Source organism: Brevundimonas sp. GW821-FHT10A07, from assembly GCF_059415785.1.
Window position 1 is genome coordinate 52,018 of the sequence record NZ_JBWKNX010000018.1, and the last position, 24,402, is coordinate 76,419.

Genomic DNA, 24,402 nt, shown 5'->3' on the forward strand with positions numbered 1-24,402 from the left:
GGATCACGGTCGGGCCAGGCGCGGCGTCGCCAGCATCGGCCCATAGGCGAACACGAATGTGAAAAAGGCCGCCGACCAGAGGGCGGCGGAGACGGTCAGCAGCAGCGGATAGAGGCTGGGCGTCAGTCCGCCCGCCACGCGGGACAGGGCGGCGGCGTTGATCAGTCCGTAGATCGCGACCTCGGTTCGCCCGGCGACCAGGGGCCGTCCGGCATGGCCCCGGCTGGCGCGGGTCATGACGGCCAGGGTCATGACGCCGACCGCCCCCGCCGTCAGGGCGTGCACGCCGACGGACGGTGACATCAGGCGCGGCGCGGTGATCGAGAGACCCATCAGGATCAAGCTCGCAGCAAGCCACATATAGCCGAGGTGCAGGATCCACACGAGCGGTTCGGTCAGGGTCGCGTGACCGCGCCATCGCCCCAGACGCAACAGCGTCAGGCCGCCCGCCGTCAGAAGCGTCGCTCCGGTCCCCGGATGCGCGGGACTGACGCACCAGGCGGTCAGGGCTGCAGCGGTGACGATCAGGGCTGCGGCGTCAAAACGACCCGCGACGGCGGGCAGCGGCCCGCCGCGTTTGATCTGCCAGTTGCGAGTGAAACTGGGCGTGATCCGGCCGCCGATCACGGCGATGAGCAGGGCGACGATTCCGAGCCCCAGTCGGGTGGACAGGGAGGCGACACCGCTCGCCTTCGCCTCAAGGTGGAAGCCGATATTGGCGAGGGCGAAGAGACTGACCATGACGGCGACAGGAAGGTTGCGGCCGTTTCTGCCCGCCGCCGCTTCTCGCCAGATCAAGCCCGCCATGACCGACAGGAACAGGCTGTCGATAATCCCGGGCCAGGCCGCGTCGGCCAGGCTGGGGGCCAGGGTCTTGGCGAGCATGGCGGCCCGACCCGCCGCCCACAAGGCGAACAACTGGGCCAGCGGACGGCCGACGACGGGCAGGCGGCCGGTCCAGTTGGGCACGGCGGTCAACAGGAACCCCGCCACGACGCCGCCCGTATAGCCGAACAGCATTTCATGGATGTGCCAGCCAAGGCCGACCGGACCTCCGGCGAGAAAGGCGTAAAGCCAAAGGGGCGCGGCCACCGCCGACCACAGGGCGCCGAACAGGAAAAAGGGGCGCAGACCCAGGCTGAAGACGGCCGGCCCCCGATAGGCCCGAAGCGCGGCGGCCGTATTCACCGCGGCCTCGGAACGACGGTCTCAGCCCTGACCCTCATCCGCATTTGGAGTAGCCGCACTCGAGACAACTGTCGCAACCCTCCTTGCGCACCAGGCCTGGCGCGCCGCAGCGGGGGCAGGCCGAGGGCGCCGGCCCGGGCGCTGAGGAAACGGGATGAGGTTCGATGGATTCGGCGGACTCGCACCCGCTTTCGGCGGCGAGGCCAAGGTGCCGCTCAATCACTGCGCCGATCGCTGCGGGAAGCGACGGCGTGTAGCGCCCTTCCATCCAGGCGCCGCCGCCGGGATCGAACACCGCCTTCAACTCCTCGGCGACAAAGGAGACGTCCCCGCCGCGCCGGAAGACCGCCGAGACCATCCGGGTCAGGGCGACGGTCCAGGCGTAGTGTGCCATGTTCTTGGAGTTGACGAAGATCTCGAACGGTCGCCGCGCCCCTTCGTCATCGGGGTCCGCGTCATTGATGGTGACGTAGACGGCGTGGGCGTCCAGCGGCCAGCGGATCTTGTAGGTCGCGCCTTCGAGCCGACCGGGGCGCGGCGTCAGAGGATCGACGTCGGACGACGGAGCCGCCGCCGGAACGGAGGCCGGCGCCTCGACGCTGAGCACCGAACCGGTGATGGCGTTGGGGCGATAGGTGGTCAGCCCCTTGCAACCCATCCGATAGCCTTGACGATAGACATCCGAAAACGCCGAGAAGTCGATGTTTTCCGGGCAGTTGATCGTCTTCGAGATCGAGCTGTCGATCTGCGCCTGCGCCGCCGCCTGCATCCTCAGGTGATGCTCCGGGGTCAGGGTCTGGGCGCTGACGAAGGCGTCGCCGGGCGCGCTGTCGAGCGGCGCGTCAGGGCCTTTGAGCGTCTTCCATAACGCCAGGGCGTAGTCTTCGACGGCCTCCTCACGTCGCGTCCCATCGGGCTGCATGACCTTGCGCGTATAGGCGAAAGCAAACACGGGCTCGATGCCGGACGAGACATTGCCGGCCAGGAGGGAGGTGGTGCCCGTCGGCGCGATCGAGGTCAGACAGCCGTTGCGCAGGCCGTGAAGCCCGATCAGTTCCCGAGTCTCCGCATCCAGGCTTGCGAGATTGGGCCGCTGCAGCATCGCGGGGTCATAGAGGGGGAAGGCGCCCTTTTCGGCCGCGAGTTCAGCCGAGGCGCGATAGGCTTCTCGCCGGATCAGGCCCAGCCACCGCCCGGTCAGGGCGACGGCGCGGTCTTCTCCATAGCGGGCGCCGCAGAAGATCAGGGCGTCGGCCAAGCCGGTCACGCCGAGGCCAAGCCGGCGTTTGGCGCGAGCTTCGGCCTCCTGGGCGGGCAGAGGAAAACGGGAAATGTCGATGACATTGTCCAACATCCGCACGGCAGTGCGGGTGAGGTCGGCCAACTCCTGTTCGTCCAGCGCCGCATCGGGCTCGAAAGGCGCCGAGACGAGGCGGGCCAGATTGATCGACCCGAGAAGACAGGCTCCATAAGGCGGCAACATCTGTTCGCCGCAGGGATTGCTGGCCGCGATGACTTCGCAATGCGCCAAATTGTTCGCAGCATTGACCCGATCGATGAAGATCACGCCCGGTTCCGCCGCGTCATAGGTGGCCTGCATCAGTCGGGTCCAGAGATCCGTGGCGCGGACCGTGCGTCGGATTTCGCCGTCGAACACCAGGGGCCAGTCCGCATCCGCGTCCAATGCGGCCATGAAGGCGTCGGGAACCAGAACCGAGAGATTGAAATTCCTGAAGCGGACCGCGTCGCGTTTGGCGTCGATGAAGGCCTCGATGTCCGGATGGTCGATGCGCAAACAGCCCATCATCGCCCCGCGCCTCTGACCGGCGGACATGATGGTGCGGCACATCGAATCCCACACGTCCATGAAACTGAGCGGACCCGAGGCCTCCGCCCCGACCCCTCGCACGAGAGCGCCGGAGGGGCGGACTGTGGAAAAGTCCATGCCGACGCCGCCGCCCTGCTGCAGGGTGACGGCGGCTTCGCGCAGATGCTGGAAGATGCCGTCCAGATCGTCCGGGACGACGCCCATGACGAAACAGTTGAACAAGGTCACGGCGCGACCAGTGCCGGCGCCGGCGAGGATTCGTCCAGCGGGCAGGAACCGGTAGGCGTCCAGCGTCTCGCGGAACCGGGCCCGCCATCGCGCCCGGGTCTTGGTCGGCTCCGCTTCGGCCAGGGCGGCCGCCACACGGTCCCATGTGGCTTCGACGGTAGCGTCTCCCGTCCCCTCGTGCGGGCGGAAGCGATATTTGCTGTTCCAGATTTCTCCGGCCAAGGGACTGTCGAACGCCATAGCTGCACCCTGTCAAAACGTGGCGCTCAGACTCGGTGATTCCCTGCGGCGTGCGGAACAGGCTGCGGCATGTCGCAGGCGCCGACGAGCGTCAGCATCGCCCTTGACGCCGATCAAGCCGAGCGCGGCCTCAGCGGCCTAGAAGGAGCGAAACCCCAGGCCGGGGCGCAAAAAGGGACCCTTCGCCGCATGGCTCTTCGACATCAATCCATCGCCGCGATCGCCGCCTCTCTTCCGGGCGCTTGCGACGTCCTGCTGCGCCACAAGATCGATTTCTGCTCCAAAGGGGAGGCGACCCTGGCCCTGGCGGCGGAGGCGCGTCGCCTGAATCTCGCTGAGCTCCAAGCCGAACTGTCCGCCACCGCACGCCAGGCCGAGCCCTATCCGACCGAACCCGCAGCGCTGATCGCCCACATCATCGAGCGCTACCACAAGGTCCATCGCCTCGAGTTTCCGGGTCTCATTGACACCGCGCGCCGCGTCGAAGCGACGCATAAGGATCGCTGCGACTGTCCACGCGGCTTGCACGACCTGCTGTCGCGCATGTTCGAGGACCTTGAGGACCATCAGCACAAGGAGGAGGCGATTCTGTTTCCCATCATGCTCAACGGCGGGGAGCCGAGCTTGCACCAGCCCATCGCTCGAATGCTCCAGGATCATGTTGAGTTGATCGATGCCCTCGATCTCATGGCCGATCTAACGGGCGACTTTGCTCCGCCCGCCGACGCCTGTGGCTCCTGGCGCGCGCTCTATGTCGGTTGTCGGAAGCTGGACTCGGACCTGCGGGTCCACGTCCATCTGGAGAACAACCTGCTGTTTCCGCGCTTTTCCTAGGCTTCAGAAGTCCAGAACCGGGACCATGTCGCCGGGGGGCAGGCCTGGCGCGCCTGGGCGCCGGCGGATCAGGAGGTCGGCGCCGGCCAGCGCCTTCTGGGTCGCCGAATCCTGGACCTTGAGCCCGGCGACGCCATCGCCGTCGCGACGCCCCCGTTCAAAGGTCTCGCGGTCGCCGCAAGGCTTGAGGGCTTCGGTCAGGATCATGTCCCGCCAGGCCAGCCGTTCGGCCGGATCGCGGCCCGCCAGGCCCGCGATCAAGGGCGCCAGAAACAGACGCGCCGTGACCATGGCGGATGTCGGATTGCCTGGCAGGCCCATGACCAGTTCGCGACCGGCGCGTCCGAACCAGACCGGCTTGCCTGGCTTCATGGCCACCTTGGAAAAAATCAGGTCCAGGCCGAACCCGGCGAACATCGAACGGGCGTAGTCCTTGTCGCCCACCGAGGCCCCGCCTGTGACCACGACCACGTCGGCCGTATCCAGGGCAAGACGGGCGGCGGCCTTGAGCTGGTCGGGGGCGTCGGCCAGACGACGGCGGTCCAGGACCTGGCCGCCGCTGGCTTCAACCAGAGCGGCGACGCCGAACGACACGCTTTCGGGAATACTGCCGGCTGTCTCCAGAGACTGGCCCGGCGCCGCCAGTTCATCGCCGGTGCTCAGAATGACGATCCGGGGTTGGCGCACGACGGAAAGGGCGGCGACATCGGCGGCGGCGGCGGCCACCAGGGCGCGGTAGCCGAGCCGGGTCCCAGCCGCCAGCAGCACGTCGCCGGCTTCGAAATCAGAACCGGCGGCCCGGATGTGACGTCCTGGTCCCGGCGCCGTCGCAAATAGGGCCAGTTCGCCGTCGCGGCCGACTTCCTCCTGGACCACGACGCGGTCGGCTCCGGTCGGCACAGGGCCTCCCGTGAAGACCCGCACGCAGGTCTTGGACGGCAGGACGGGAAGGTCGCCGCGCCCTGCGAAGGCCACCGAGGCGATCGGCAAGCGCGCCGGCAGGATCGACAGATCGACGTCGCGAACGGCATAGCCGTCCATGGCCGAGACCGCCGTCCGCGGCGCGGCGCCACGCGCCTTGAGATCGGTCGCCAGCACGCGTCCGCTCGCCGCTTCGAGCGCGACGACTTCGGAACCGAGCGGATTCGCCTGGGCTAGGAGGCGGGCCAGGGCCGTATCGAAATCCGTCACGCGGCGCTGTCCTCCTCGACGGTCCAATCGCCCGAGCGTCCGCCGGACTTGGACAAGAGCCTCACCTGGCTGATAATCATGCCGCGGTCGGCGGCCTTCAGCATGTCGTAAAGGGTGAGGCAGGCCACCGAGACGGCGGTCAGGGCCTCCATCTCAACCCCAGTGGAGCCGCTGACACGGGCCTCCGCCGTTACGACAAAGCCGGGAAGATCGTCGTCGACCGCCACCTTCACCGACACCTTGTCTAGGCTCAACGGATGGCACAGCGGGATCAGATCGGCCGTACGTTTGGCGCCCATGATCCCCGCCAGTTCCGCAGTGGTGATGACGGCGCCCTTGGGCGCCTTGTCGTCGCGCACCAGGGCGAGGGTGGCTGGCGCACAGAAGACCCGCCCTTCGGCCACGGCGCGTCGCGCCGTTACAGCCTTGTCTCCGACATCGACCATGTGCACCCGGCCTGCGGCGTCCAGATGGGTGAGGCCGCTCATGGGCAGATGCCCCGGAAGCGCGGAATTTGGCCGACGAGGGAGCAGGGGCGAAAGCGGCTGTCCAGTTCCTCGGCCAACACCAGGTCCCAGGCGTCGCGACAGGCGCCGGTGGAGCCGGGCACGCAAAAGACGAAGGTGTCCTCGGCCTGACCCGCCAGGGCGCGCGACTGCAGCGTCGCCACGCCGACCGTCCCCAGACTGGCCAGGTGGAACACCACGGAAAACCCTTCCAGCTCGCGTCGGAACAGCGGCTTGACGGCTTCCGGGGTCACGTCACGCGGCGAAAAGCCGGTGCCGCCCGTCGTCAGGACGACGTCCACTTCGGGGCCAGAGATCCAGACCTTCAGCTGGTCTCGGATCGCATCGACATCGTCGTGGACGATCGCCTTCCCGGCCAGCCTATGGCCGGCACCGGTCAGCCGTTCGACCAAGAGGCCGCCGGAGGTGTCCGTGGTTTCGTCGCGGGTGTCCGATATGGTCAGAACCGCGATGTTCAGGGGGTGAAACGGCAGAGTTTCATCGATTCTTCCGGCCATCAGGGGGTCTTGTCCTTCCAGCGCGCCAGGGCGGCGCGATCTTCGTCCACGGGCTCGATCCAGCGCGCGCCGGCGGGGCCGGTCTCGCGCTTCCAGAATGCGGCCTCGGTCTTGAGCCTGTCCATCAGATAGTCCGCCGCCTCGAAGGCCGTGCGCCGGTGCGGCGACGCGGTGGCGACGAAAACAATGGTTTCTCCCGGCGTAATCTCGCCGCAGCGATGCGCCACGATCAGGTCCTCGATCTGAAATCGCGCCGCAGCGGCTTCGGCGATGTCGCGCATAGAGCGCTCGGTCATGCCGGGATAATGGTCCAGCGTCAGGGCGGCGACGGTCGATCCGTCCCTGGACGTCCCGCGCGCGAGGCCGGTGAAGGTCACCACTGCGCCGTCGCCCGTCCGACCGGCCAAGAACGCCTCCAGCTCGGCCGCCGGAGACAAGGCGCCGAAGACCAGTCTAACGTCCAAGGCCACCTCATCCCCCCGAAAAGATGGAGAAGAAGGCGATCTCTTGGTCCGGTCGGGCCAGGGCGTCCTCGCCGGCGATGACCTGATCCACCGAGGCGCGCACGTCGGAGCGTATCAGGGCGTCGGCGGCGACCTCGTCCTGATCGGCGAGGCGGCGTCTTATCTCACGTACGGTCAAACCTTCGGCAGGCAGCTCCAGGGCGCCTTCTGTGCCCAGCTTTTCAGCGACGCGGCCAAAATAGAGGATGCGGGTCATGGCTATTCAGTATCCGGCCGTCGAAACGGCTCTGTTGAGGTTGCGCGGCGCGCAGAGGCGGAACCCGGCCCTGGAAGAGAAGACATCAAGCCGCTCCTTCCAATCAATAGCCAGAGCGAATCTTGGGCGAGCGAATGGGGGAGGGACAAGTTGGCTGCTCGGGTCGGCTTCGGCCATCGAGATCGACCCTCCGGCCGATCACTTTGGCGATTTCACGTCCCTTACAACACGCAGCGATAATCAGAATTGTCTTCCGTCAAATGGTGCGCTGACTCTCGTCATGCGGCGGCGGTCGCCAGAGTTCGATTTGCGTTTGATGGGCTGTTCATCGCTAAGGCGGGCCCGATGCCCCGCCGTTCGCTTGACGCTTGATGATATCGAAGATTGAACGGCCTGCTACCCTGACAGCCAACGGTGACCCGGCCAAGTGATCCATCCAGCACCAAAAGGAAACGCCGCCGAAGGCGCGGCGCAGGGTTCGGCAGGCGAGGTCTTCTTTACCTTTCTGAAGTTGGGCCTGACCGCGTTCGGCGGACCGATCGCTCATCTCGGGTATTTTCGCGACGAGATTGTTTTGCGTCGTAAATGGCTCAACGAGGCCGCCTATGCGGACCTTGTGGCGCTTTGTCAGTTCCTGCCCGGACCTGCGTCTAGTCAGGTGGGATTTGCGCTGGGTCTGATGCGGGCGGGCCCCTTAGGCGCCCTGGCGGCCTGGGCCGCATTCACGCTTCCCTCGGCAGCAGCTCTGGTTCTGTTTGCCTATGGCGCACAGTCCTTGGGTGGCCCGATCGCGCTCGCCTTAGTCCATGGGCTCAAGCTCGTCGCCGTCGCTATCGTTGCGCAAGCCGTGGTGGGCATGGCGATGACGCTCACGCCGGACGCTCAGCGGGCAGGCATCGCTGTTGGAGCGACGCTGATTGTATCCTTGGCGGCGGGGGGACTGACACAGGTCGCCGCGATCACCATGGGCGCGATCTTGGGGCTCGTCGTCTGCCGTGGCGCACCCCAGGCTCCCGTTCAGCCGCTTCCCTTTCCTGTCAGCCGGCGGGCCGGCGCTGCGGCTCTGTTGGTCTTCGGCGTCTTGCTGTTGGGCTTGCCTTTCCTCGTCATCGCCACGGATTCTCACGGCTGGGCGCTTTTCGAAGCCTTCTATCGCTCAGGAGCAATGGTGTTTGGCGGTGGCCATGTCGTCTTGCCCTTGCTGCAGGCCGGCGTCGTGGGACCGGGCTGGGTTGGCGAAGACGTCTTCCTTGCCGGCTATGGCGCCGCGCAGGCCGTGCCGGGACCGCTTTTCACCTTCTCCGCCTATCTGGGTTTTATAGGTGCCCCTGCGCCCAACGGCCTGGGCGGCGCGTTCATCGCCTTGATTGGCGTCTTCCTGCCCGGTCTCTTAATTTTGGTCGGCGTGGTCCCTTTCTGGGGCGGCGTGCGGACGCGGCCCGCCGCGCAAGCCGCACTGCGAGGGGCCAACGCCGCCGTCGTGGGTATTCTTGCGGCGGCGCTCTATGATCCGGTTTGGGAGAGCGCGGTCCTATCGCCTATCGATTTGACCTTGGCTGCTGCTGGCTTCGTTCTGCTCGTTCCCTTTCGGACGCCGCCCTGGCTCGTCGTCTTGAGCCTTGTCGCTTCCAGCATGGCGGTCTCTCTCGTCGTCGGCTGAAGCCGAAGCCCTCCAATCCAATTAGCCGACCGGACGGCCATGGCTGGGTGGCGGCGTCTTGGGGAGGGCGGCTGGATCTGAAGTGGACAGTCTCAGCCCCGCGTCCGCCCACGCAAGCAATTCATTCTCCGCATAGACCACTCGACCGCCCAGTTTTCTGTACCGGGGGCCTGTGCCACAGGTCCTATGCTTCTCCAGCGTTCTGCCGGACAAGCCAAGCAGTCGGCCAGCTTCCGGCGTCCTCAGAAATCGGCCTGGAACGCGTGTTGTTTCTTCCATGACGCAGATCCTCGATCAGTTTGGACCTGTGAGTCTCCAAACAGGATCGAGAAGACTAAATACCGATCCCTACGGTCGGAGGTTCTCGGTCCTGAAGCGGTCGGGCGGGTTGGGTCCTGCCTTAATGACGAGTCTCGTCATCATGACGGAGCATAGATTCAATCTATCGTCAGAGAACGGCTTGCGACCTTCCGGATCGGCTTTCAAAGACCTCGAAATCGACCGTTTTTTTCACCGTTTTTCTCTGGCCGAGAAACGGTGGCCCGGGAGGTTGGGTAAAAATGTTCAATGAAATCAATAAGACGATGGTGGGTGATGTAGGGTTCGAACCTACGACCCGCTGATTAAGAGTCAGCTGCTCTACCAACTGAGCTAATCACCCGACCGGTCGTCTTCGTCTTCGGGGGCGAGAGGCCTTGCCGAAGGGCGCTCCTACTACCCAGCCCTTGGGGGGTTGGCAAGCGCTTTCGCAAACTTTCTTTGACGGGCATGGTCCGCACGGAATCGGTCGCGTGGGGCGGCGGGGGAGCAAGCATCATGGCCTTCTGGAACCGGCGTCGTTCGATCGACGTCATGACGGCGCCGCACGACGGACCACGCCTGAAGCCGACGCTCAGCTGGCCGCACCTGCTGGCCCTGGGCGTGGGCGCCATCGTCGGCACCGGCATTCTGACCCTGATCGGGGTCGGGGCGGGGCTGGCGGGGCCGGCGGTGCTGATCAGTTTCGGCCTGGCCGGCCTGGTCTGCGCCTGCGCCGCCCTGGCCTATGCCGAACTGTCGACCATGATGCCGGCGGCGGGCAGCGCCTATACCTATTCCTACGCCGTCCTGGGCGAGATGATCGCCTGGGTGGTGGGCTGGAGTCTGATCCTGGAATATTCGCTGGTGGTCAGCGCCGTGGCGGTGGGCTGGTCCGGTTACGCCGTCGGCTTCCTCAGCGGTCTGGGCGTCGATCTGCCGGCCGCCCTGGTCGCCGGGCCCCACGCCGGCGGGATCATCAACCTGCCGGCCGTGGCCATCATCGGGGTGGTGACGGGCCTGCTGCTGCTGGGCACCAAGGAGAGCGCGACGCTGAACGCCGTGCTGGTGGTGATCAAGATCGCCGCCCTGGTGGTCTTTGTCGCCATCGCCCTGCCGGCCTTCAAGCCCGAGAACTTCACCCCCTTCATGCCCAACGGCTTCGGCGCCCCCTTCGTCCAGACCGGGGTGATGGCGGCGGCGGCCATCATCTTCTTCGCCTTCTATGGGTTCGACGCCATTTCGACGGCGGCCGAGGAGACCAAGAAGCCCGAGCGCGACCTGGCCATCGGCATCGTCGGCTCCATGCTGGTCTGCACGGCCCTGTATCTGGTGGTCGCGGCCGCCGCCATCGGCGCCCGGCCGGTGGCGGATTTCGCCGACAGCCCCGAGCCCCTGGCCCTGATCCTGCGCCAGATGGGGCAGGGGACGGCGGCCCAGTGGATCGCGGCGGCGGCGGTGATCGCGCTTCCGACCGTGCTGCTGGCCTTCCTGTTCGGCCAGAGCCGCATCTTCCTGGGCATGGCGCGCGACGGCCTGCTGCCGCGCCGCCTGGCCAAGGTGTCGGCGCGCGGCGTGCCGGCGGTGGTGACGGTCTTTACGGCTGTGGTGGTGGCGATCCTGGCCGGCCTGCTGCCGCTGGACGAACTGGCCTCCCTGGCCAATGCGGGCACCCTGGCGGCCTTCTGTTCGGTGGGAGTGTGCCTGGTCGTGCTGCGGATTCGCGAGCCGAATCGCAAACGGGTGTTCAAGGCGCCGCTGTGGCCCCTGGTCGGCGCGATCAGCGTGATCGGCTGCATCGTCTTCTTCCTGAGTCTGAAGCCCGTCACCCAGGTGGGCTTCGTCGTCTGGAACCTGATCGGCGTGGCCATCTATCTGCTGTGGTCGTCGAAGAACTCGCGCCTGGCCAAGGGTGAGGAAGAGGCCGCCTGATGGCGCGCCGCGATCTGACCGGCGCCGTCGACTTCAGCGTGCTTGAGGCCATGACCGGCGGCGACGCGTCGATTTCGGAAGAGGTGCTGGGCCTGTTCGTCGAACAGGCCGCCCTCTGGTCTGTGCTGCTGAACCCCAAGGCCGACGGCTGGCGCGACGGGGTGCACACCATTCGGGGCGCGGCGGCAGGGATCGGGGCCGGCGACCTGGCGTCGATCTGCGCCGAGGCGGAAGCGGCGGAACAGACCCTGGCGGCGCCGGCGCTGGACCGGGTCAAGACGGCGCTGGATGTCGCCCTGGCCGACGTGGCCGCCTATCGCCACGAGCTGATGCTGCGAGGGCTGCGAGGCTAGTCGAGGTCCTGGGCGGAATGTCTGATGTCGAGTATCACCACCATGTCTCCCACTACGCGGTAACGCAGCAAATAGGGTGGGACATGCGTCAACTGGCGGCGACCGCCGCCTATCGGCGCTCCACGTTCGGGGAAATCAGCCAGACTATCGCCGGCGGCCTTGAGCCGACTTGCTATGCGCTGACTGGCCAGCGGGTTGAAGTGGGAAATATAGGCTTGGATCGACCGGAGGCTCCGAAGGGACCTGATCGTCCAAACCACCCTAGTCATCCAGGCCCCAAGACTCCGGCGGCGGGCCTTCCTCAGGTGTGCCCCAGGTCAGAAGCCACTTTGCGACCTCTTCATGCGGGACGACCCGGCCGGCCGCGAAATCGGCCTCCGCCTCTTCCAGGGATCGGGCGTCCGCCTCGGGGTCAGGCTGGCTGAAGACAGAAGGTTCCTGATGCGCCATGTCAGGAGAATACCACTGTAAGGCGTTAGCTCCGAGTCCGGTCGTAGACCGCGAACTCGTGGGCGATGCAGCGGTCGATCAGCAGGCGCCAGACCGGCTCGGCGATCTCGGGCGCCAGGTGGTGGGTTTCGGCGGCGGTCAGGACCTTGGCCACGACGTCGTCGATGCGGGCCTGGTCGAAGACGGCGTCGCGGTCGGGCTTGATGCGGGCGGCCGCCTCCATATAGCGCTGGCGTTCGGCCAGCAGGGCGACCAGGGCGCGGTCCAGGGCGTCGACGCCCTGGCGGACCTCGGCCATCGACTGGCATTCGGCGGGATCGACGCGGGCGTCGACGGCGACAAGGGCAGGGTGGTGCATGGCCCCGGCTTTCGCCGGGATGGGCGGACTTTTCAACCCCTAGCCGACGAAGGCGCGTTCCAGCACATAGTCGGCAGGCTCGGCGTTGGAGCCTTCCTTGAGCCCATAGGTCTCCAGCAGTTCGCCCGCTTCCTTGATCATGGCCATTGAGCCGCACAGCATGGCGCGGTCGCGGGCGGGGTCGAAGCCTTCGGGCAGGCCCAGGTCGCGGAAGAAGTCGCCCGACTTGATGCGGTCGGTGATCCGGCCGGGGGTCACGAATTCCTCGCGCGTGACCGTCGGATAATAGGTCAGCTGCGCCCTGGCCTCGTCGCCGATCAAGGGATCGTCGTGGATCTCGCGGGTGAAGAAGTCGCGGTAAGCTAGGTCGGCGACGCTGCGCACCGTGTGGATCACATAGACATGGCCGAAGCGGGAATAGGTCTCCGGATCGCGCGCCACGCTCAGCCAGGGGGCCAGGCCCGTGCCCGTGCCGATCAGGAACAGCCGCTCGCCGCCGGTCAGGGCGTCCAGGACCAGGGTGCCGGTGGGCTTCTTGCCCATCAGCACTGTGTCCCCGGCCACGATCTTCTGCAGCCGCGAGGTCAGGGGACCGTCGGCGACCTTGATCGAGAAGAACTCCAGCTCCTCGGCCCAGCAGGGGCTGGCGATGGAATAGGCGCGCAGCACCGGCTTGCCGCCGTCTTCGCCCGGCAGGCCGATCATCACGAACTCGCCCGAACGGAAGCGGAAGTCCTCGGGCCGTTTCACGCCGAAGCTGAACAGGCTGTCGGTCCAGTGGCGGACCCACAGAACCTCCAGTTCGTTGAACGGGCTGGCTTTGACGGGAGCGGGGGAGAGGGCGGCGTCGGTCATCGTACGCCTCTCTAATCTGAGACCCGCTCGCAGGGAAGGAAAAGCCATCGTCCCAACGGCGACTTTTCCTCGTGACGGCTTGCAGAAGCGCCGCTAGCGTCGCCGACCATGCGCACAATTCTTCTCGCCTCGACCATCCTCCTCTCGGCCGGTTCAGCGGTCGCCCAGGAGTCGCCCTCCAATATCCTGACGCCCGAGCGGGTCTTCTCCAGCCCCAGCCTGAACGGCCCGGTGGCCAAGGGGGTCAGCCTGTCGCCCGACGGCCAGCTGGTGGCCTTCCTGCGCTCTCGCGAGGACAATGTGGACGTCCAGGACCTGTGGGCCGCCCCGACCGGCGAGGGCGAACCATACAAGCTGATCGACGCCCGCGCCCTGGTCCCCGACGCCGGCGAACTGTCCGAGGCAGAAAAGGCCCGGCGCGAGCGGATGCGGATCAGCGCCCGTGGCGTGGTCGACTATTCCTGGGACCAGCAGGGCCGCTACATCCTGGCGCCGCTGGAAGGCGACATCTTCCTGGCCAGCCGCGCCGACGGCAAGGTGCGCCGCCTGACCGAGACCGCCGCCGACGAGATCGACGCCAAGGTCTCGCCCAAGGGCAATTATGTCTCCTGGGTCCGCGACCAGAACCTGGTCATCTATGATCTGGCGACCGGCCAGGAGACCCCGATCACCGACGACGGCGCAGGCCTGATCGCCTGGGCCACGGCCGAGTTCATCGCCCAAGAAGAGATGGACCGCGACACCGGCTATTGGTGGAGCCCCGATGAACGCTACATCGCCCTGACCCGTGTGGACGAAAGCCCGGTGGACATCGTGCCGCGCTTCGAGATCACCGGCGCCGGCGCCACCATGGTCGAGCAGCGCTATCCCCGCGCCGGCCGCCCCAACGCCCTGGTCGAACTCTATGTCCGGGATCAGCAGACCGGCGCACGGGTCAAGGTGGACCTGGGGTCCAACACCGACATCTATCTGGCGCGGGTCGACTGGGCCGACGACGGCAAGACCCTGTACGTCCAGCGCCAGTCGCGCGACCAGAAGACGCTGGATCTGCTCAGCGTCGATCCGGCCACCGGCGCCTCTCGCGTGATCCTCAGCCAGAAGGCCCAGGCCTGGGTCGATCTGAACAACGACTTCCATGTCCTGGCGGACGGCCGTTTCATCTGGTCGAACGAGGACAGCGGCTGGCGCCACCTGTATCTGTACGACCGTAACGGCCGTCAGCTACGCGCCATCACGCGGGGCGACTATCCGGTCAAACATCTGGACGGCGTCAACGAACAGACCGGCGAGGTCTATTTCACCGCCTCGATGCGCGACGGCAAGGAACTGCCGATCGAACAGCAGATGTTCCGCGCCAGCCTGAACCGCACCGTCGATCCGGTGGCGGTGACCCCGGCCGGCGGCTGGTGGAACGTGTCGGTCAACGGGCCGGCGACGGCCTATGTCGGCAACTATTCCGATCCGAAGACCCCGCCCCAGTCGGCCCTGTACCGGATCGACGGCACGCGCGTGCGCTGGATCGAGGAGAACAGGCTCGACGCTGACCACGCCTTCGCCCCCTATGTCTCGCGGCTGCGCACGCCCGAGTTCGGCACGATCCAGAGCCACGGCGAAACCCTGGTCTGGCGCATGACCACCCCGCCGGACTTCGATCCGTCGAAGAAATATCCGGTGGTGATGCAGGTCTATGGCGGCCCCGGCACCGGCGCGGGCGTGCAGAAGAGCTGGCAGCCCCTGACCAACCAACTGCTGACCGAGGCCGGCTATATCGTCTTCCGCGTCGATAACCGCGGCGAGGGCGACCGGTCCCAGGCCTTCGAAACCAGCCTCTATCGCCGCCTGGGTCTTCCTGCGGTCGAGGATCAGGCCTTGGCCGCCAAATGGTTGAAGACGCTGCCCTATGTCGATCCTGACCATATCGCGGTCATGGGCTGGAGCTTCGGCGGCTTCCTCAGCCTGCTGACCCTGACCGACAAGGATGCGGACCTGGCGGCCGCCCTGGCGGGCGCGGCGCCGACGGAATGGAGCCTCTACGACACCCATTATACCGAACGCTACATGTCCACGCCGCAGGACAATCCGGACGGCTATGCGGCCACCGACGTCCTGCCGCGCCTCGACGACCTGACCGGCCGGCTGCTGATCCTGCACGGCATGGCCGACGACAATGTCATCTTCGGCAACGCCACCCGCGTGATCGACGCCCTTCAGGCCAAGAGCACGCCGTTCGAGATGATGCTCTATCCCGGCCAAAGACACGGCGTCCGCGGCGAACCGAGGCAACTTCAGCAATGGCGCACCTATCTCGACTTCCTGGACCGCACGATCGGCAAGCGGGCGGAACCGGCCGCCGACTGATCCTCGCGGCTGCGGTCGCGCTGTCCCTGGCGGGATGCGCGGCCGGGGCGGGCGGTCAGGCCGGGGAATATCCGTCCGCCGCAGCGGTGGTTGTGGCCGGCCGCCTGAACGACAGCGCCCACGCCGTCCTGCGCTGGAGCGACTCTTCGCCGACCGGCCGCGGCGTGTCCGCCGTGTCCGGAATGCCGATCCTGCTGAAGGACAATATCGAGACGACGGACATGCCGACCACGGCCGGGTCTCTGGCTCTGGCGAACAATGCGCCGGGCCGCGACGCGCCCCTGGTCGCCCGTCTGCGCGCCGGTGGCGCGGTCATCGTCGGCAAGACCAATCTGTCGGAATGGGCCAATATCCGCTCGTCGGACTCGATCAGCGGCTGGAGCGCGGTCGGCGGCCAGACCCTGAACCCCTATGATCCCGCCCGCACCCCCTGCGGCTCCTCGTCCGGCAGCGGTGCGGCGGTGGCCCTGGGCCTGACGCCTGCGGCCATAGGCACCGAGACGGACGGCTCCATCACCTGTCCGGCCTCGGTCAACGGGATCGTCGGGTTCAAGCCCACGGTCGGCCTGGTCTCGCGCACCCACATCGTGCCGATCAGCCATTCCCAGGACACCGCAGGCCCGATGGCGGCGACCGTTCGCGACGCCGCGCGGGTGCTGACCGTCATCGCCGGTTCGGACCCTGCCGACGCCGCCACGGTCGAGGCGGATGCGCGCAAGACCGACTATGTCGCCGCCCTGGACGCCGGATCGCTGCGCGGCGCGCGCATCGGGGTGATGCGGTTCCTGCAGGGCTATTCGCCGGAGACCCAGGCGGTGTTCGAACAGAACCTGCAGGCCCTGCGCGACGCCGGCGCCGTCCTGGTCGATCTGCCTGAGGGGCCTGACGGCCGCACCCTGGGCGAGGCCGAGTTCAAGGTGCTTCTGTACGAACTGAAGCACGATCTGAACGCCTATCTGGCCTCGACCGACCCGACCCAGGTCAGGACACGCACCCTGGCCGAGGTCATCGCCTTCAACGCCGCCGAGCCGCGCGAGACCGTGCTGTTCGGCCAGGACGTCTTCGAACAGGCCCAGGCCATGGGCGGACTGGACGACCCCGACTATATCCAGGCCCGCGCCACCTCGCTGCGACTTGCGGGAGAAGAAGGCATCGACCGGCTGATGCGGGCGCACAGCCTGTCCGCCCTGGTCGCCCCCACCACCTCGCGCGCCTGGACCAATGACCCCAAGGACGACGACGACATGCAGGGCGCCGCCAGCCGTCTGGCCGCCGTCGCCGGCTATCCCCACCTGACCGTGCCGATGGGGTTTGATCAGAATATGCCCGTAGGTCTCAGCTTTATCGGTGGAAAATGGGATGACGCGCGCATCCTTTCCCTCGGTTACGCCTTCGAAAAGGCGATGCAGGCGCGGCGGCCGCCGCCTGTGTCCCGGCCCTGACATCGGGCGGTCGCGGCCGCTGGAAATGCGGCATGAGCGACCTGATCGCCAATATCGTCGGCTCGGCCGCAGCGGTCTGCTCCGTGACCAGTTTCGCGCCCCAGGCGATCAAGATCTGGAAGGAACGCGACGCCTCCTCGGTCAGTCTGAAGACCTATTCCCTGACCGTGACCTGTTTCGCCCTGTGGGTCGTCTACGGCGTCATGACCCAGGCCTGGCCGGTGACCATCGCCAACTCATGCGCCCTGGTCATGGCTTCGGGGGTCCTGGCGATGAAATGGCGCTTCCGGAACGGCGATCCCGAAGCGTGACGGTTTGATCCGGATCAAGGCGAACCCTGTCTGACGGCGCAATCGTGGGCGGAGGAGATTTCTCATGCCCCAGGACGCAGTCCCGTTCGTCGCCGCTATCGTCGCGGCCTTCGTCTTCTTCATGGCCGCGCTGGCCTTGGCCGGCCTGTATTCGCGCTCGTCCGACGACAAGTGACGACAGCTTTACCCGACGTGATCTTGGCGCCCTGCGCGATGCGGGTTACGGCATGTGTTCCAACGTCCAAGGGAGACGCCTCCAATGCCTGATCTCGCACAAGTCACAGAACACATCCGCGGCGCCGTCGGCGACAACTCCGGCCTCGGCAAGACCGTGAAGCTCGACCTCGGCGACGAGGGCAAGATCTTCATCGACGGCGCCTCGGTGCCGAACACCGTCACCAACGAAGACAAGCCCGCCGACGCCACCGTCTCGATGAAATGGGATGACTTCATGGCCCTGTCGGAAGGCAAGCTGGATCCGATGATGGCCTTCATGCAGGGCAAGCTGAAGATCGCCGGCGACATGATGATCGCCCAGAAACTGGCCCCGCTGCTGAAGCGCTGATGGCAGGCTGAGCAACAGTTGATTGCGGCGCGGCTCCCCTCGGGGCCGCGCCGTTTTCGTCTTCAGCGCCCGTCAGAGACGCGAACGAAAAACGAGGAAACGACATGGACTTCAGACATTCCGACCGCGCCCTGGACTGGCACGCCCGCGTGCGCCGTTTCCTCGATGAACAGGTCATCCCGCGCGAGGCCGAATATTTCGCCCAGGTGCGCGAGAACCCGAACCGCCAGCCGCCGGCCATGGAGGCGATGAAGGCCGCCGCGCGCGAGGCGGGCCTGTGGAACATGTTCCTGCCGGGCGAGCATGGCGCCGGCCTGACCAACCTCGACTACGCGCCTCTGGCCGAGATGATGGGCGCCCATCTGTGGTCGTCGGAGGTGTTCAACTGCAACGCCCCCGACACCGGCAATATGGAAGTCCTGCACATGTACGGCGACGCCGCCCAGCAGGACCGCTGGCTGAAGCCGCTGATGGCCGGCGAGATCCGCTCGGCCTTCCTGATGACCGAGCCCGAGGTCGCCTCGTCCGACGCCACCAATATCCAGACCCGGATCGAGCGCGACGGCGACCACTATGTCATCAACGGCCGCAAATGGTGGTCGACCAATATGGCCCACCCGAACGTCGCCGTGACCATCGTCATGGGCAAGACCGACCCGGACGCCGCGACCCACGCCCAGCAGTCCCAGATCATCGTCCCCGTCGACACGCCCGGCTTCCGCGTCGAGCGGATGCTGTCGGTCTTCGGTTATGACGAACGGCCCATCGGCCACGCCGAGGTGGTGCTGGAGAACGTCCGCGTCCCCGCCTCGAACCTGATCGCCGGCGAGGGCCGGGGGTTCGAGATCGCGCAAGGGCGCCTCGGCCCCGGCCGTATCCACCACTGCATGCGCGTGATCGGCGCGGCCGAGCGGGCGCTGGAGCTGATGGTGAAGCGCCTCTTGAACCGCACCGCCTTCAGGAAACAGCTGGCCGAACATTCGGTCTGGGAGCAGCGGGTCGCCGACGCCCGCACCAATATCGAGATGTGCCGCCTGCTGGTGCTGAAGGCCGCCTGGATGATGGACGAGGCGGGGGCCAAGAACGCCCGCTCCGAGATCGCCCAGATCAAGGTCGCCGCCCCCCGCATGGCGCTTCAGGTCATCGACGACGCCATCCAGGCCTTCGGCGGCGCCGGCGTCTCGGGCGACACGCCCCTGGCCGAACTCTATGCGACGGTGCGCACCCTGCGGATCGCCGACGGCCCGGACGAGGTTCACAACCGCAGCATCGCCCGGCTGGAGTACGCCAAACACGGCGGCAAGCCGGTGCGTTGAATTCACCGTTACGCTTCCTAGATCAGGGGAACTCCGGCTGAGGCGTGACGTTCGTTCTGCTTGGACGACGCGACGCCCGCCGGGGCTTCGGGGCTGAGGCGGGACGGAACGGCTGACATGAATGCTCGCTTCGAGCCCGATACGCGGGCGGCGTCGGATGTGGCGCGTTTCAGGGAGACCCGGGCCGCCATGCCCGCCCTGGCCGACGGCCTTTCGCCCGAGGACCTGTCGGCCCAGTCCATGCCGGATTGCAGTCCCGGCAAATGGCACCTGGCCCACACCAGCTGGTTCTTCGAGGCCCTGATCCTGGCGGCAGACCCGGATTACCAGCCGGTCGATCCGCGCTTCCAGCAACTGTTCAACTCCTACTACGAGGCCCTGGGCGAACGGGTGCCCCGGCCCCAGCGCGGTCTGATGACCCGTCCCTCGGTGGACGAGGTCCTGGCCTATCGGCGCGAAATCGATCGCCGCATGGCCGCCTGGCTGGCCTCGGGGCCGTCCAGCGGTCAGCAACTCTATCTGTTCGAACTGGGCCTGCACCACGACCAGCAGCACCAGGAGCTGTTCCTGATGGACCTGCTGAACCTGATGTCCCGCTCGCCGCTGGACCCCGCCGCCTATGGGGACGAGCCGCGTCAGGCGCCGCTGGAGGCCCCGCGCGGCGGCGTCGTCGCCTTCGACGGCGGCCTGGTCTCGATCGGTCACGACGGCCCCGGCTTCGCCTTCGACAACGAGGGGCCCTCGCACCGGGTCTGGCTGGAGCCCTTCGCTCTGGCCGCCGATCTCGTGACCAACGGCGACTGGCTGGGTTTCATCGCCGACGGCGGCTACGCCCGACCCGAGCTGTGGCTGTCCGACGGCTGGGCGACAGTCAAGGCCGAGGTCTGGACCGCGCCCCTCTACTGGCGCCGCGACGGCGACGACTGGACGGTCATGAGCCTGACCGGCCGCGTTCCCGTCGATCCCTCCGCCCCGGTGCGTCATGTCAGCTTCTACGAGGCCGACGCCTACGCCCGCTGGGCCGGCAAACGCCTGCCGTCCGAGGCGGAATGGGAGCACGCCGCCACCACGGCGCCCGACGCCTTCTCCAACCTGTCGGGCGAGGTCTGGCAGTGGACGTCCAGCGCCTACGCCCCATACCCCGGCTTCCAGCCGACGCCGGGCACGGCGGCCGAGTACAATGGCAAGTTCATGGCCAATCAGATGGTCCTGCGCGGCGGCGCCTTCGCCACGCCCCCCGGCCACGCCCGCATCACCTATCGCAACTTCTTCTACCCCCAACAGAGGTGGGCCTTCATGGGTCTGAGACTGGCCGAAGACGCCTCGCACGAGCGCAAGGTTTTCCCCGAGGACGACACCCAGACCGCCGCCTTCCGGCGTGACCTGGTCGAAGGCCTGTCGCGCGGCCAGAAGGCCGTGCCGCCCAAATGGTTCTACGACGCCGAGGGCTCGCGCCTGTTTGAGGACATCACCGCCCTGCCGGAATATTATCCGACCCGTCAGGAGACGGCCCTGCTGCGCGACCGCGCCGCCGCCCTGACCGCCGACTTCGGCCCAGACGCCGTCCTGGTCGAGTTCGGATCGGGCGCCAGCGAAAAGACCCGTCTCCTGCTGGACGCCGCGCCCGACCTCGGCGCCTATGTGCCGCTGGACATCAGCGAGACCGCCCTGCTGGACGCCGCCGCCCGTATCCGCGCCGACTATCCCGGCCTGCGGGTCCAGCCGGTGCTCGGCGATTTCGAACATCTGTCGCCCTTGCCGGACGATCTGCCGCAGGGCCGGCGCATCGGTTTCTTCCCCGGATCGACCATCGGCAATCTGGAGCCCGAGGAGGCGGTGCGGTTCCTGGCCTCGGCGCGCCGGATGCTGGGGGAGGGGGCGCTGTTCATTCTGGGCGTCGATCTGGTCAAGGATCCCGCGACCCTGGTCGCCGCCTATGACGACAGTCAGGGCGTCACCGCCGCCTTCAACCTGAACCTCCTTGTCCGCGCCAACGCCGAACTGGACGCCGATTTCGACCTTGACGCCTTCGCCCACCGCGCCGTCTGGAACCCGGATCAGTCCAGAATGGAGATGCACCTCCAGGCCGCGCGCCAAACCGCCGCCCGCGTCGGCGACAGCGCCTTCAGCTTCATGGCCGGAGAGACCATCCACACCGAAAGCTCGCGCAAGTTCACGCGGGATTCGGTCGCCGCACTGGCCAAGGAGTCCGGCTGGTCCATGGTCGGGTTCGAGGTTTCGCCCGAACCCCGCGTGGCCCTGGCCTTGCTGCGAGGGTGAAACCGCGGGGCGGGCCTTCGCCAGCGCCGACAATACCTGCAGTCGCGATCTGAAGGTCGGCTTTCTGACGGTGGGTCAATTTCGCTTCGCGACCCGTTGCGGACATTGGGGAGCTTCAGGGTATGGTCGTCGAATGACTAACCGCCCGCGCATCACCTTCAGCCGAGGCCACGACGGCTTCCTGCAAATCTGGATGAACCCGGCAGGGCGCGATCTTTTGGTCGAGCGGCTTCAAGGACTCAGTGAGCATCGCGACCATGGTCACATCATGCCTGAGGATATGGACCCTGAAGTGCCTGCTCGCAGCCAAGCCTATACGCCGGGTGATGAGGTAATGGAGTGGGGCAAAATGTTATTCCGACCCGACGAATGGGATGAGAAATACTTTCCTCACGTCTTGGCTGAGCCTGACCCTAAGGTCTCCTAATCACCCTAGCGGCTGTTCGGCGCGTCCGTTTTCCGGCCTGGAGGCCAACGGCCGCTTTCGGCGGTGAAGCCCATGACTGAAATCGACCCGTTGCGGACCTTTAGAAAGTCCGCTTCGGAGTTATAGCCAAGCTGTGGCCGGTGGAAATTTTCCCTTAGTCAGGCGTCGGCCTGGGACCCCATAGTACTTGTCTGTTCGGGCTCGGCCCCTCTCATTTTCGACGGTGACGGTGAATGTCCTCAGCGCCCCAAGAGTGGACCGTTCTACGGACCAACAAACCGTCACCCCACGAATGAGCGCAGGGTCTACGTGGTGGCTTTCACACATCGATGTTAGCACCTGAGGCGCATGCGAGAGGCCAGCCGCCAAGGAAGCACCGGCCACACCACGAAGCACCGTTCCCCTAAGAAAATCTACCTCCAACACCTTCTCGGCGCTTTGTTCGGCGTCTCTGTAGACATCAATGTCCCACAGATTGAATGCAAGGCTTGAGCCGCTGCCAAGCGAGTCAGCGAGGTTGTGGCCGATCGAGGCTAAGACGCCGAGCTTCATCGATTTATGCTATCACTCCTCAGTCCGCTTTCCACCCATAATAGCCGTTTGAAAGGTCCGCTTACGGGCGCTGGCGTCCGACCTTCGCCCGTGTCGCTGTCTCTCTCATTCAGGACCTGTCCGCAGAGCCACGGGGAACAGAAAAAAGGGCGGCGCATCTTTGACGCGCCGCCCTGCAGAATTCACTGGAGTCGTATCACTCGGCTTCGTTCGAAGCCGCGTCCTTCTTCGGCCCGTGCGAGGCCTCGCCGCCCTTGCGTCCGGCCTGGGCCGCCAGGCTGCGGTCCTGGGAGAAGCTTCGTTTTTCGCTGGGAACGCTGGCGCCCCCTTTGCGCGCGATCTCGCGCTGCCGTTCCGGATCCATCGAGGCGAAGCCTCGCTTGGAAACGCCGGAGGGTCGCGTGGGTTGGCTGTCCATCGGTGTTCCTTTCAGTGCTGCGGTTGCGCTTGCCGAAGTGAACCCTGTGACTCGGTGACGGTTCCGTGCGGAACTTCGTTTTACTGTCCCGCCTCTGAACGTCTTTGTGGTTTGACTTCAATCGGCTCCGTAGGGGCGGGAATCGCCTTCACCGCCGCCGCCGGGCTCCATCGGCGGCATTTCGTCGGGCGTGTCGGACGGATCGATTTCGGGCTGGGGCGTCGGGTCCGGCTGGATCTCGGGTTGCGGCGTTCCGGGGGGCGTGGGTTCGACATAGGTCATGGTCTTCTCCTTTGAGGCTGAAAGAACGCCACGCGACCCGCAATGTTCACGGCCGGGTTGGAACTGGATCGGGGCGCGCCGGTTCAGTGTCCGAACCCCGGAGATCCCCATGACCCAGACCCCCATCGCCCCCGCATCGCCCGACGACATCGTCCTGGAAGACGACACCCTGACCCAGCGTCTGGACCGTCAGGCCGACGCCATCCTGGCCGAAGGCGAGCGCCGCAGCTTTGAAGACACGACGTCCCTGCGTCAGGCCCTGCGCGACGACGCCGAACTGATCCGCAGCAAGGTTGTCGGCCGGGTCGAAACCGCCCGTGACGGCATCCGCGACCAGCCAATGAAGACCACCCTCTACGCCCTGGGCGTCGGTGTGATCATCGGCATGCTGCTGCGCCGCTGATCTAAGCCGGCCCCACCGGTTCCCGCTGGATCGGCGCCCTTTGCAGCGCCGCATCCGACACGAAGGGATTGGTCCGCCGCTCCTCGCCGAAGGTCGAGATGGGCCCATGTCCCGGCACGAAGGTCACGTCGTCGCCCAGCGGCCACAGCTTCTCGACCACGGCGCGGATCAGGGCGGGCGGATCGCTCATCGGAAAATCGGTGCGGCCCACCGATCCTTTGAACAGCACATCCCCGACCTGGGCGAAGCGCGCCGCGCGGTTGAAGAAGATCACATGGCCCGGCGTGTGGCCGGGGCAGTGTCGCACCTCCCAGGTGGTCTCGCCCAGGCTGACGGTGTCGCCGTCCTCCAGCCAGCGGTCGGGGGTGAAGGGCCGCGCGTCGGGCAGGCCGTACATCCGGCCGCTTTCCACGATCCGGTCGATCCAGAACTGATCGGCCTTCTGCGGCCCGGTGATCTGGACCCCGGTCTTCTCCTGCATCTCGGCCGCGCCGCCGGCGTGATCCAGGTGGCCGTGGGTGATCCAGATCTGGTCCAGGGTCAGGCCGCGTCGCGCCACCTCGCCCAGAACCGCATCGACCGCGCCGCCCGGATCGATCACGGCGGCCTTGTTCGTGGCGGTGCACCAGACGGTGGTGCAGTTCTGCTGAAGCGGGGTGACGGGCGTGACGAAGACGCCGATGGGGGAGGCGGGCTGGCTCATTCGGCCAACATAACCCCCGATGCGGCGTGAAACCACCGTCCGAGGCCACGCTCACGTTGACCTTTGGGGCCCTTCTCGACATAAGGGCGAGCTTCGAGGCGCCGCTCCCAACGGGGCGGCCTTCTTGCTTTATCCATTCCGCGCCGGCCGTCTCGACGGTCCATGCGCCCCAGAGCGTCAGAAATCC

26 protein-coding genes and 1 tRNA gene are annotated in these 24,402 nt (G+C 66.6%); 12 read left to right on the top strand and 15 right to left on the bottom strand.

Going from position 1 to position 24,402, the window contains the following annotated elements:
• Nucleotides 1-3 precede the first annotated feature (3 nt).
• The gene (locus AC07NC_RS14320) at nt 4-1,188 is read right to left on the bottom strand and encodes an NnrS family protein (protein WP_154725588.1); all 1,185 of its coding nucleotides are present in this window, start codon (nt 1,186-1,188) and stop codon (nt 4-6) included.
• Nucleotides 1,189-1,222: 34 nt separating this feature from the next.
• Nucleotides 1,223-3,484 carry an adenosylcobalamin-dependent ribonucleoside-diphosphate reductase gene (locus AC07NC_RS14325; RefSeq protein WP_154725589.1) on the bottom strand — a complete coding sequence of 754 codons (2,262 nt, stop codon included), beginning with the start codon at nt 3,482-3,484 and terminating at the stop codon, nt 1,223-1,225.
• A 69-nt stretch (nt 3,485-3,553) separates the two neighbouring features.
• Here AC07NC_RS14325 and AC07NC_RS14330 point away from each other — a divergent pair, with 69 nt between their 5' ends.
• Nucleotides 3,554-4,318 carry a DUF542 domain-containing protein gene (locus tag AC07NC_RS14330; protein WP_154725590.1) on the top strand — a complete coding sequence of 255 codons (765 nt, stop codon included), beginning with the start codon at nt 3,554-3,556 and terminating at the stop codon, nt 4,316-4,318.
• Nucleotides 4,319-4,321: 3 nt separating this feature from the next.
• Here AC07NC_RS14330 and AC07NC_RS14335 read toward each other — a convergent pair whose 3' ends face one another.
• From AC07NC_RS14335 to AC07NC_RS14355, 5 genes are read right to left on the bottom strand one after another with little or no spacing between them, the layout of a single operon-like run.
• Nucleotides 4,322-5,509 (bottom strand): molybdopterin molybdotransferase MoeA, encoded by a 1,188-nt coding sequence (locus tag AC07NC_RS14335; RefSeq protein ID WP_154725591.1) that lies wholly within the window; start codon nt 5,507-5,509, stop codon nt 4,322-4,324.
• The gene (gene moaC / locus AC07NC_RS14340) at nt 5,506-5,997 is read right to left on the bottom strand and encodes a cyclic pyranopterin monophosphate synthase MoaC (RefSeq protein ID WP_008261425.1); all 492 of its coding nucleotides are present in this window, start codon (nt 5,995-5,997) and stop codon (nt 5,506-5,508) included. The genes AC07NC_RS14335 and moaC overlap by 4 nt, the downstream gene beginning before the upstream one ends.
• A complete protein-coding gene (moaB, locus tag AC07NC_RS14345; protein WP_008262424.1) occupies nt 5,994-6,533 on the bottom strand; it encodes a molybdenum cofactor biosynthesis protein B in 540 nt (179 codons plus the stop codon). The genes moaC and moaB overlap by 4 nt, the downstream gene beginning before the upstream one ends.
• Nucleotides 6,533-6,997: a molybdenum cofactor biosynthesis protein MoaE gene (locus AC07NC_RS14350; protein WP_154725593.1), complete on the bottom strand. Its 465-nt coding sequence runs from the start codon at nt 6,995-6,997 to the stop codon at nt 6,533-6,535. Before AC07NC_RS14350 ends, moaB begins: the two co-directional genes overlap by 1 nt.
• Nucleotides 6,998-7,004: 7 nt before the next feature.
• Complete coding sequence (locus tag AC07NC_RS14355) at nt 7,005-7,253, bottom strand: MoaD/ThiS family protein (protein ID WP_008263543.1); 249 nt, start codon at nt 7,251-7,253, stop codon at nt 7,005-7,007.
• Between the two features lie 427 nt (nt 7,254-7,680).
• Between AC07NC_RS14355 and chrA the strand changes: the two genes are divergently transcribed.
• On the top strand, nt 7,681-8,913 hold the full coding sequence (chrA, locus tag AC07NC_RS14360; RefSeq protein ID WP_008259501.1) for a chromate efflux transporter: 1,233 nt from the start codon (nt 7,681-7,683) through the stop codon (nt 8,911-8,913).
• Nucleotides 8,914-9,498: 585 nt separating this feature from the next.
• On the opposite strand, the gene AC07NC_RS14365 is transcribed toward chrA, so the two are convergent.
• A tRNA-Lys gene (locus AC07NC_RS14365) sits at nt 9,499-9,574 on the bottom strand.
• A 155-nt stretch (nt 9,575-9,729) separates the two neighbouring features.
• Between AC07NC_RS14365 and AC07NC_RS14370 the strand changes: the two genes are divergently transcribed.
• Together AC07NC_RS14370 and AC07NC_RS14375 are read left to right on the top strand one after the other, a co-directional pair.
• The gene (locus AC07NC_RS14370; protein WP_008261041.1) at nt 9,730-11,142 is read left to right on the top strand and encodes an amino acid permease; all 1,413 of its coding nucleotides are present in this window, start codon (nt 9,730-9,732) and stop codon (nt 11,140-11,142) included.
• The gene (locus tag AC07NC_RS14375) at nt 11,142-11,495 is read left to right on the top strand and encodes an Hpt domain-containing protein (RefSeq protein WP_008259521.1); all 354 of its coding nucleotides are present in this window, start codon (nt 11,142-11,144) and stop codon (nt 11,493-11,495) included. The genes AC07NC_RS14370 and AC07NC_RS14375 overlap by 1 nt, the downstream gene beginning before the upstream one ends.
• On the opposite strand, the gene AC07NC_RS14380 is transcribed toward AC07NC_RS14375, so the two are convergent.
• The 4 genes from AC07NC_RS14380 to AC07NC_RS14395 are packed head-to-tail and all read right to left on the bottom strand — an operon-like array spanning nt 11,492 to nt 13,158.
• Nucleotides 11,492-11,764, bottom strand: coding sequence for a type II toxin-antitoxin system RelE/ParE family toxin (locus tag AC07NC_RS14380; RefSeq protein WP_040349638.1), 273 nt, complete (start codon nt 11,762-11,764; stop codon nt 11,492-11,494). The two genes, AC07NC_RS14375 and AC07NC_RS14380, sit on opposite strands and share 4 nt — an antisense overlap.
• A complete protein-coding gene (locus AC07NC_RS14385; protein ID WP_008262014.1) occupies nt 11,757-11,945 on the bottom strand; it encodes an antitoxin in 189 nt (62 codons plus the stop codon). Before AC07NC_RS14385 ends, AC07NC_RS14380 begins: the two co-directional genes overlap by 8 nt.
• 25 nt (nt 11,946-11,970) lie before the next feature.
• Nucleotides 11,971-12,303 (bottom strand): chorismate mutase, encoded by a 333-nt coding sequence (locus tag AC07NC_RS14390; RefSeq protein WP_008261936.1) that lies wholly within the window; start codon nt 12,301-12,303, stop codon nt 11,971-11,973.
• 39 nt (nt 12,304-12,342) lie between these two features.
• Nucleotides 12,343-13,158 carry a ferredoxin--NADP reductase gene (locus tag AC07NC_RS14395; protein ID WP_008259687.1) on the bottom strand — a complete coding sequence of 272 codons (816 nt, stop codon included), beginning with the start codon at nt 13,156-13,158 and terminating at the stop codon, nt 12,343-12,345.
• Nucleotides 13,159-13,266: 108 nt separating this feature from the next.
• Between AC07NC_RS14395 and AC07NC_RS14400 the strand changes: the two genes are divergently transcribed.
• From AC07NC_RS14400 to AC07NC_RS14430, 7 genes are all read left to right on the top strand, one after another.
• Complete coding sequence (locus AC07NC_RS14400) at nt 13,267-15,516, top strand: S9 family peptidase (RefSeq protein ID WP_447941469.1); 2,250 nt, start codon at nt 13,267-13,269, stop codon at nt 15,514-15,516.
• Complete coding sequence (locus tag AC07NC_RS14405) at nt 15,450-16,958, top strand: amidase (RefSeq protein WP_230307724.1); 1,509 nt, start codon at nt 15,450-15,452, stop codon at nt 16,956-16,958. Before AC07NC_RS14400 ends, AC07NC_RS14405 begins: the two co-directional genes overlap by 67 nt.
• Nucleotides 16,959-16,990: 32 nt before the next feature.
• Nucleotides 16,991-17,269 carry a SemiSWEET family sugar transporter gene (locus AC07NC_RS14410; RefSeq protein WP_008259199.1) on the top strand — a complete coding sequence of 93 codons (279 nt, stop codon included), beginning with the start codon at nt 16,991-16,993 and terminating at the stop codon, nt 17,267-17,269.
• A 259-nt stretch (nt 17,270-17,528) separates the two neighbouring features.
• On the top strand, nt 17,529-17,834 hold the full coding sequence (locus AC07NC_RS14415; RefSeq protein ID WP_154726859.1) for an SCP2 sterol-binding domain-containing protein: 306 nt from the start codon (nt 17,529-17,531) through the stop codon (nt 17,832-17,834).
• Between the two features lie 104 nt (nt 17,835-17,938).
• Entirely contained in the window at nt 17,939-19,150 is a 1,212-nt protein-coding gene (locus AC07NC_RS14420) for an acyl-CoA dehydrogenase family protein (RefSeq protein WP_035306211.1), read from the top strand.
• A gap of 117 nt (nt 19,151-19,267) precedes the next feature.
• The gene (gene egtB, locus AC07NC_RS14425; protein ID WP_494569954.1) at nt 19,268-21,430 is read left to right on the top strand and encodes an ergothioneine biosynthesis protein EgtB; all 2,163 of its coding nucleotides are present in this window, start codon (nt 19,268-19,270) and stop codon (nt 21,428-21,430) included.
• Between the two features lie 133 nt (nt 21,431-21,563).
• A complete protein-coding gene (locus AC07NC_RS14430) occupies nt 21,564-21,857 on the top strand; it encodes a hypothetical protein (protein WP_494569955.1) in 294 nt (97 codons plus the stop codon).
• A 748-nt stretch (nt 21,858-22,605) separates the two neighbouring features.
• Here AC07NC_RS14430 and AC07NC_RS14435 read toward each other — a convergent pair.
• Complete coding sequence (locus tag AC07NC_RS14435) at nt 22,606-22,827, bottom strand: con-10 family general stress protein (protein WP_291752576.1); 222 nt, start codon at nt 22,825-22,827, stop codon at nt 22,606-22,608.
• Between the two features lie 117 nt (nt 22,828-22,944).
• Nucleotides 22,945-23,109: a hypothetical protein gene (locus AC07NC_RS14440; RefSeq protein WP_197019705.1), complete on the bottom strand. Its 165-nt coding sequence runs from the start codon at nt 23,107-23,109 to the stop codon at nt 22,945-22,947.
• Between the two features lie 109 nt (nt 23,110-23,218).
• On the opposite strand from AC07NC_RS14440, the gene AC07NC_RS14445 reads away from it, so the two are divergent.
• Nucleotides 23,219-23,512: a hypothetical protein gene (locus AC07NC_RS14445; protein ID WP_494569956.1), complete on the top strand. Its 294-nt coding sequence runs from the start codon at nt 23,219-23,221 to the stop codon at nt 23,510-23,512.
• A gap of 1 nt (nt 23,513) precedes the next feature.
• Here AC07NC_RS14445 and AC07NC_RS14450 read toward each other — a convergent pair whose 3' ends face one another.
• Nucleotides 23,514-24,215 (bottom strand): MBL fold metallo-hydrolase, encoded by a 702-nt coding sequence (locus AC07NC_RS14450; protein ID WP_494569957.1) that lies wholly within the window; start codon nt 24,213-24,215, stop codon nt 23,514-23,516.
• Between the last annotated feature and the right edge of the window lie 187 nt (nt 24,216-24,402).

Excerpts from the sequence above, each read along its gene's own strand:
- AC07NC_RS14325 (WP_154725589.1), bottom strand. The coding sequence starts at position 3,484 with ATGGCGTTCGACAGTCCCTTGGCCGGAGAAATCTGGAACAGCAAATAT.
- AC07NC_RS14330 (WP_154725590.1), top strand. The coding sequence starts at position 3,554 with ATGTCGCAGGCGCCGACGAGCGTCAGCATCGCCCTTGACGCCGATCAA.
- moaC (WP_008261425.1), bottom strand. The coding sequence starts at position 5,997 with ATGAGCGGCCTCACCCATCTGGACGCCGCAGGCCGGGTGCACATGGTC.
- moaB (WP_008262424.1), bottom strand. The coding sequence starts at position 6,533 with ATGGCCGGAAGAATCGATGAAACTCTGCCGTTTCACCCCCTGAACATC.
- AC07NC_RS14355 (WP_008263543.1), bottom strand. The coding sequence starts at position 7,253 with ATGACCCGCATCCTCTATTTTGGCCGCGTCGCTGAAAAGCTGGGCACA.
- AC07NC_RS14370 (WP_008261041.1), top strand. The coding sequence starts at position 9,730 with ATGGCCTTCTGGAACCGGCGTCGTTCGATCGACGTCATGACGGCGCCG.
- AC07NC_RS14375 (WP_008259521.1), top strand. The coding sequence starts at position 11,142 with ATGGCGCGCCGCGATCTGACCGGCGCCGTCGACTTCAGCGTGCTTGAG.
- AC07NC_RS14380 (WP_040349638.1), bottom strand. The coding sequence starts at position 11,764 with ATGACTAGGGTGGTTTGGACGATCAGGTCCCTTCGGAGCCTCCGGTCG.
- AC07NC_RS14385 (WP_008262014.1), bottom strand. The coding sequence starts at position 11,945 with ATGGCGCATCAGGAACCTTCTGTCTTCAGCCAGCCTGACCCCGAGGCG.
- AC07NC_RS14390 (WP_008261936.1), bottom strand. The coding sequence starts at position 12,303 with ATGCACCACCCTGCCCTTGTCGCCGTCGACGCCCGCGTCGATCCCGCC.
- AC07NC_RS14395 (WP_008259687.1), bottom strand. The coding sequence starts at position 13,158 with ATGACCGACGCCGCCCTCTCCCCCGCTCCCGTCAAAGCCAGCCCGTTC.
- AC07NC_RS14400 (WP_447941469.1), top strand. The coding sequence starts at position 13,267 with ATGCGCACAATTCTTCTCGCCTCGACCATCCTCCTCTCGGCCGGTTCA.
- AC07NC_RS14405 (WP_230307724.1), top strand. The coding sequence starts at position 15,450 with ATGGCGCACCTATCTCGACTTCCTGGACCGCACGATCGGCAAGCGGGC.
- AC07NC_RS14410 (WP_008259199.1), top strand. The coding sequence starts at position 16,991 with ATGAGCGACCTGATCGCCAATATCGTCGGCTCGGCCGCAGCGGTCTGC.
- AC07NC_RS14415 (WP_154726859.1), top strand. The coding sequence starts at position 17,529 with ATGCCTGATCTCGCACAAGTCACAGAACACATCCGCGGCGCCGTCGGC.
- AC07NC_RS14420 (WP_035306211.1), top strand. The coding sequence starts at position 17,939 with ATGGACTTCAGACATTCCGACCGCGCCCTGGACTGGCACGCCCGCGTG.
- egtB (WP_494569954.1), top strand. The coding sequence starts at position 19,268 with ATGAATGCTCGCTTCGAGCCCGATACGCGGGCGGCGTCGGATGTGGCG.
- AC07NC_RS14430 (WP_494569955.1), top strand. The coding sequence starts at position 21,564 with ATGACTAACCGCCCGCGCATCACCTTCAGCCGAGGCCACGACGGCTTC.
- AC07NC_RS14435 (WP_291752576.1), bottom strand. The coding sequence starts at position 22,827 with ATGGACAGCCAACCCACGCGACCCTCCGGCGTTTCCAAGCGAGGCTTC.
- AC07NC_RS14440 (WP_197019705.1), bottom strand. The coding sequence starts at position 23,109 with ATGACCTATGTCGAACCCACGCCCCCCGGAACGCCGCAACCCGAGATC.
- AC07NC_RS14445 (WP_494569956.1), top strand. The coding sequence starts at position 23,219 with ATGACCCAGACCCCCATCGCCCCCGCATCGCCCGACGACATCGTCCTG.
- AC07NC_RS14450 (WP_494569957.1), bottom strand. The coding sequence starts at position 24,215 with ATGAGCCAGCCCGCCTCCCCCATCGGCGTCTTCGTCACGCCCGTCACC.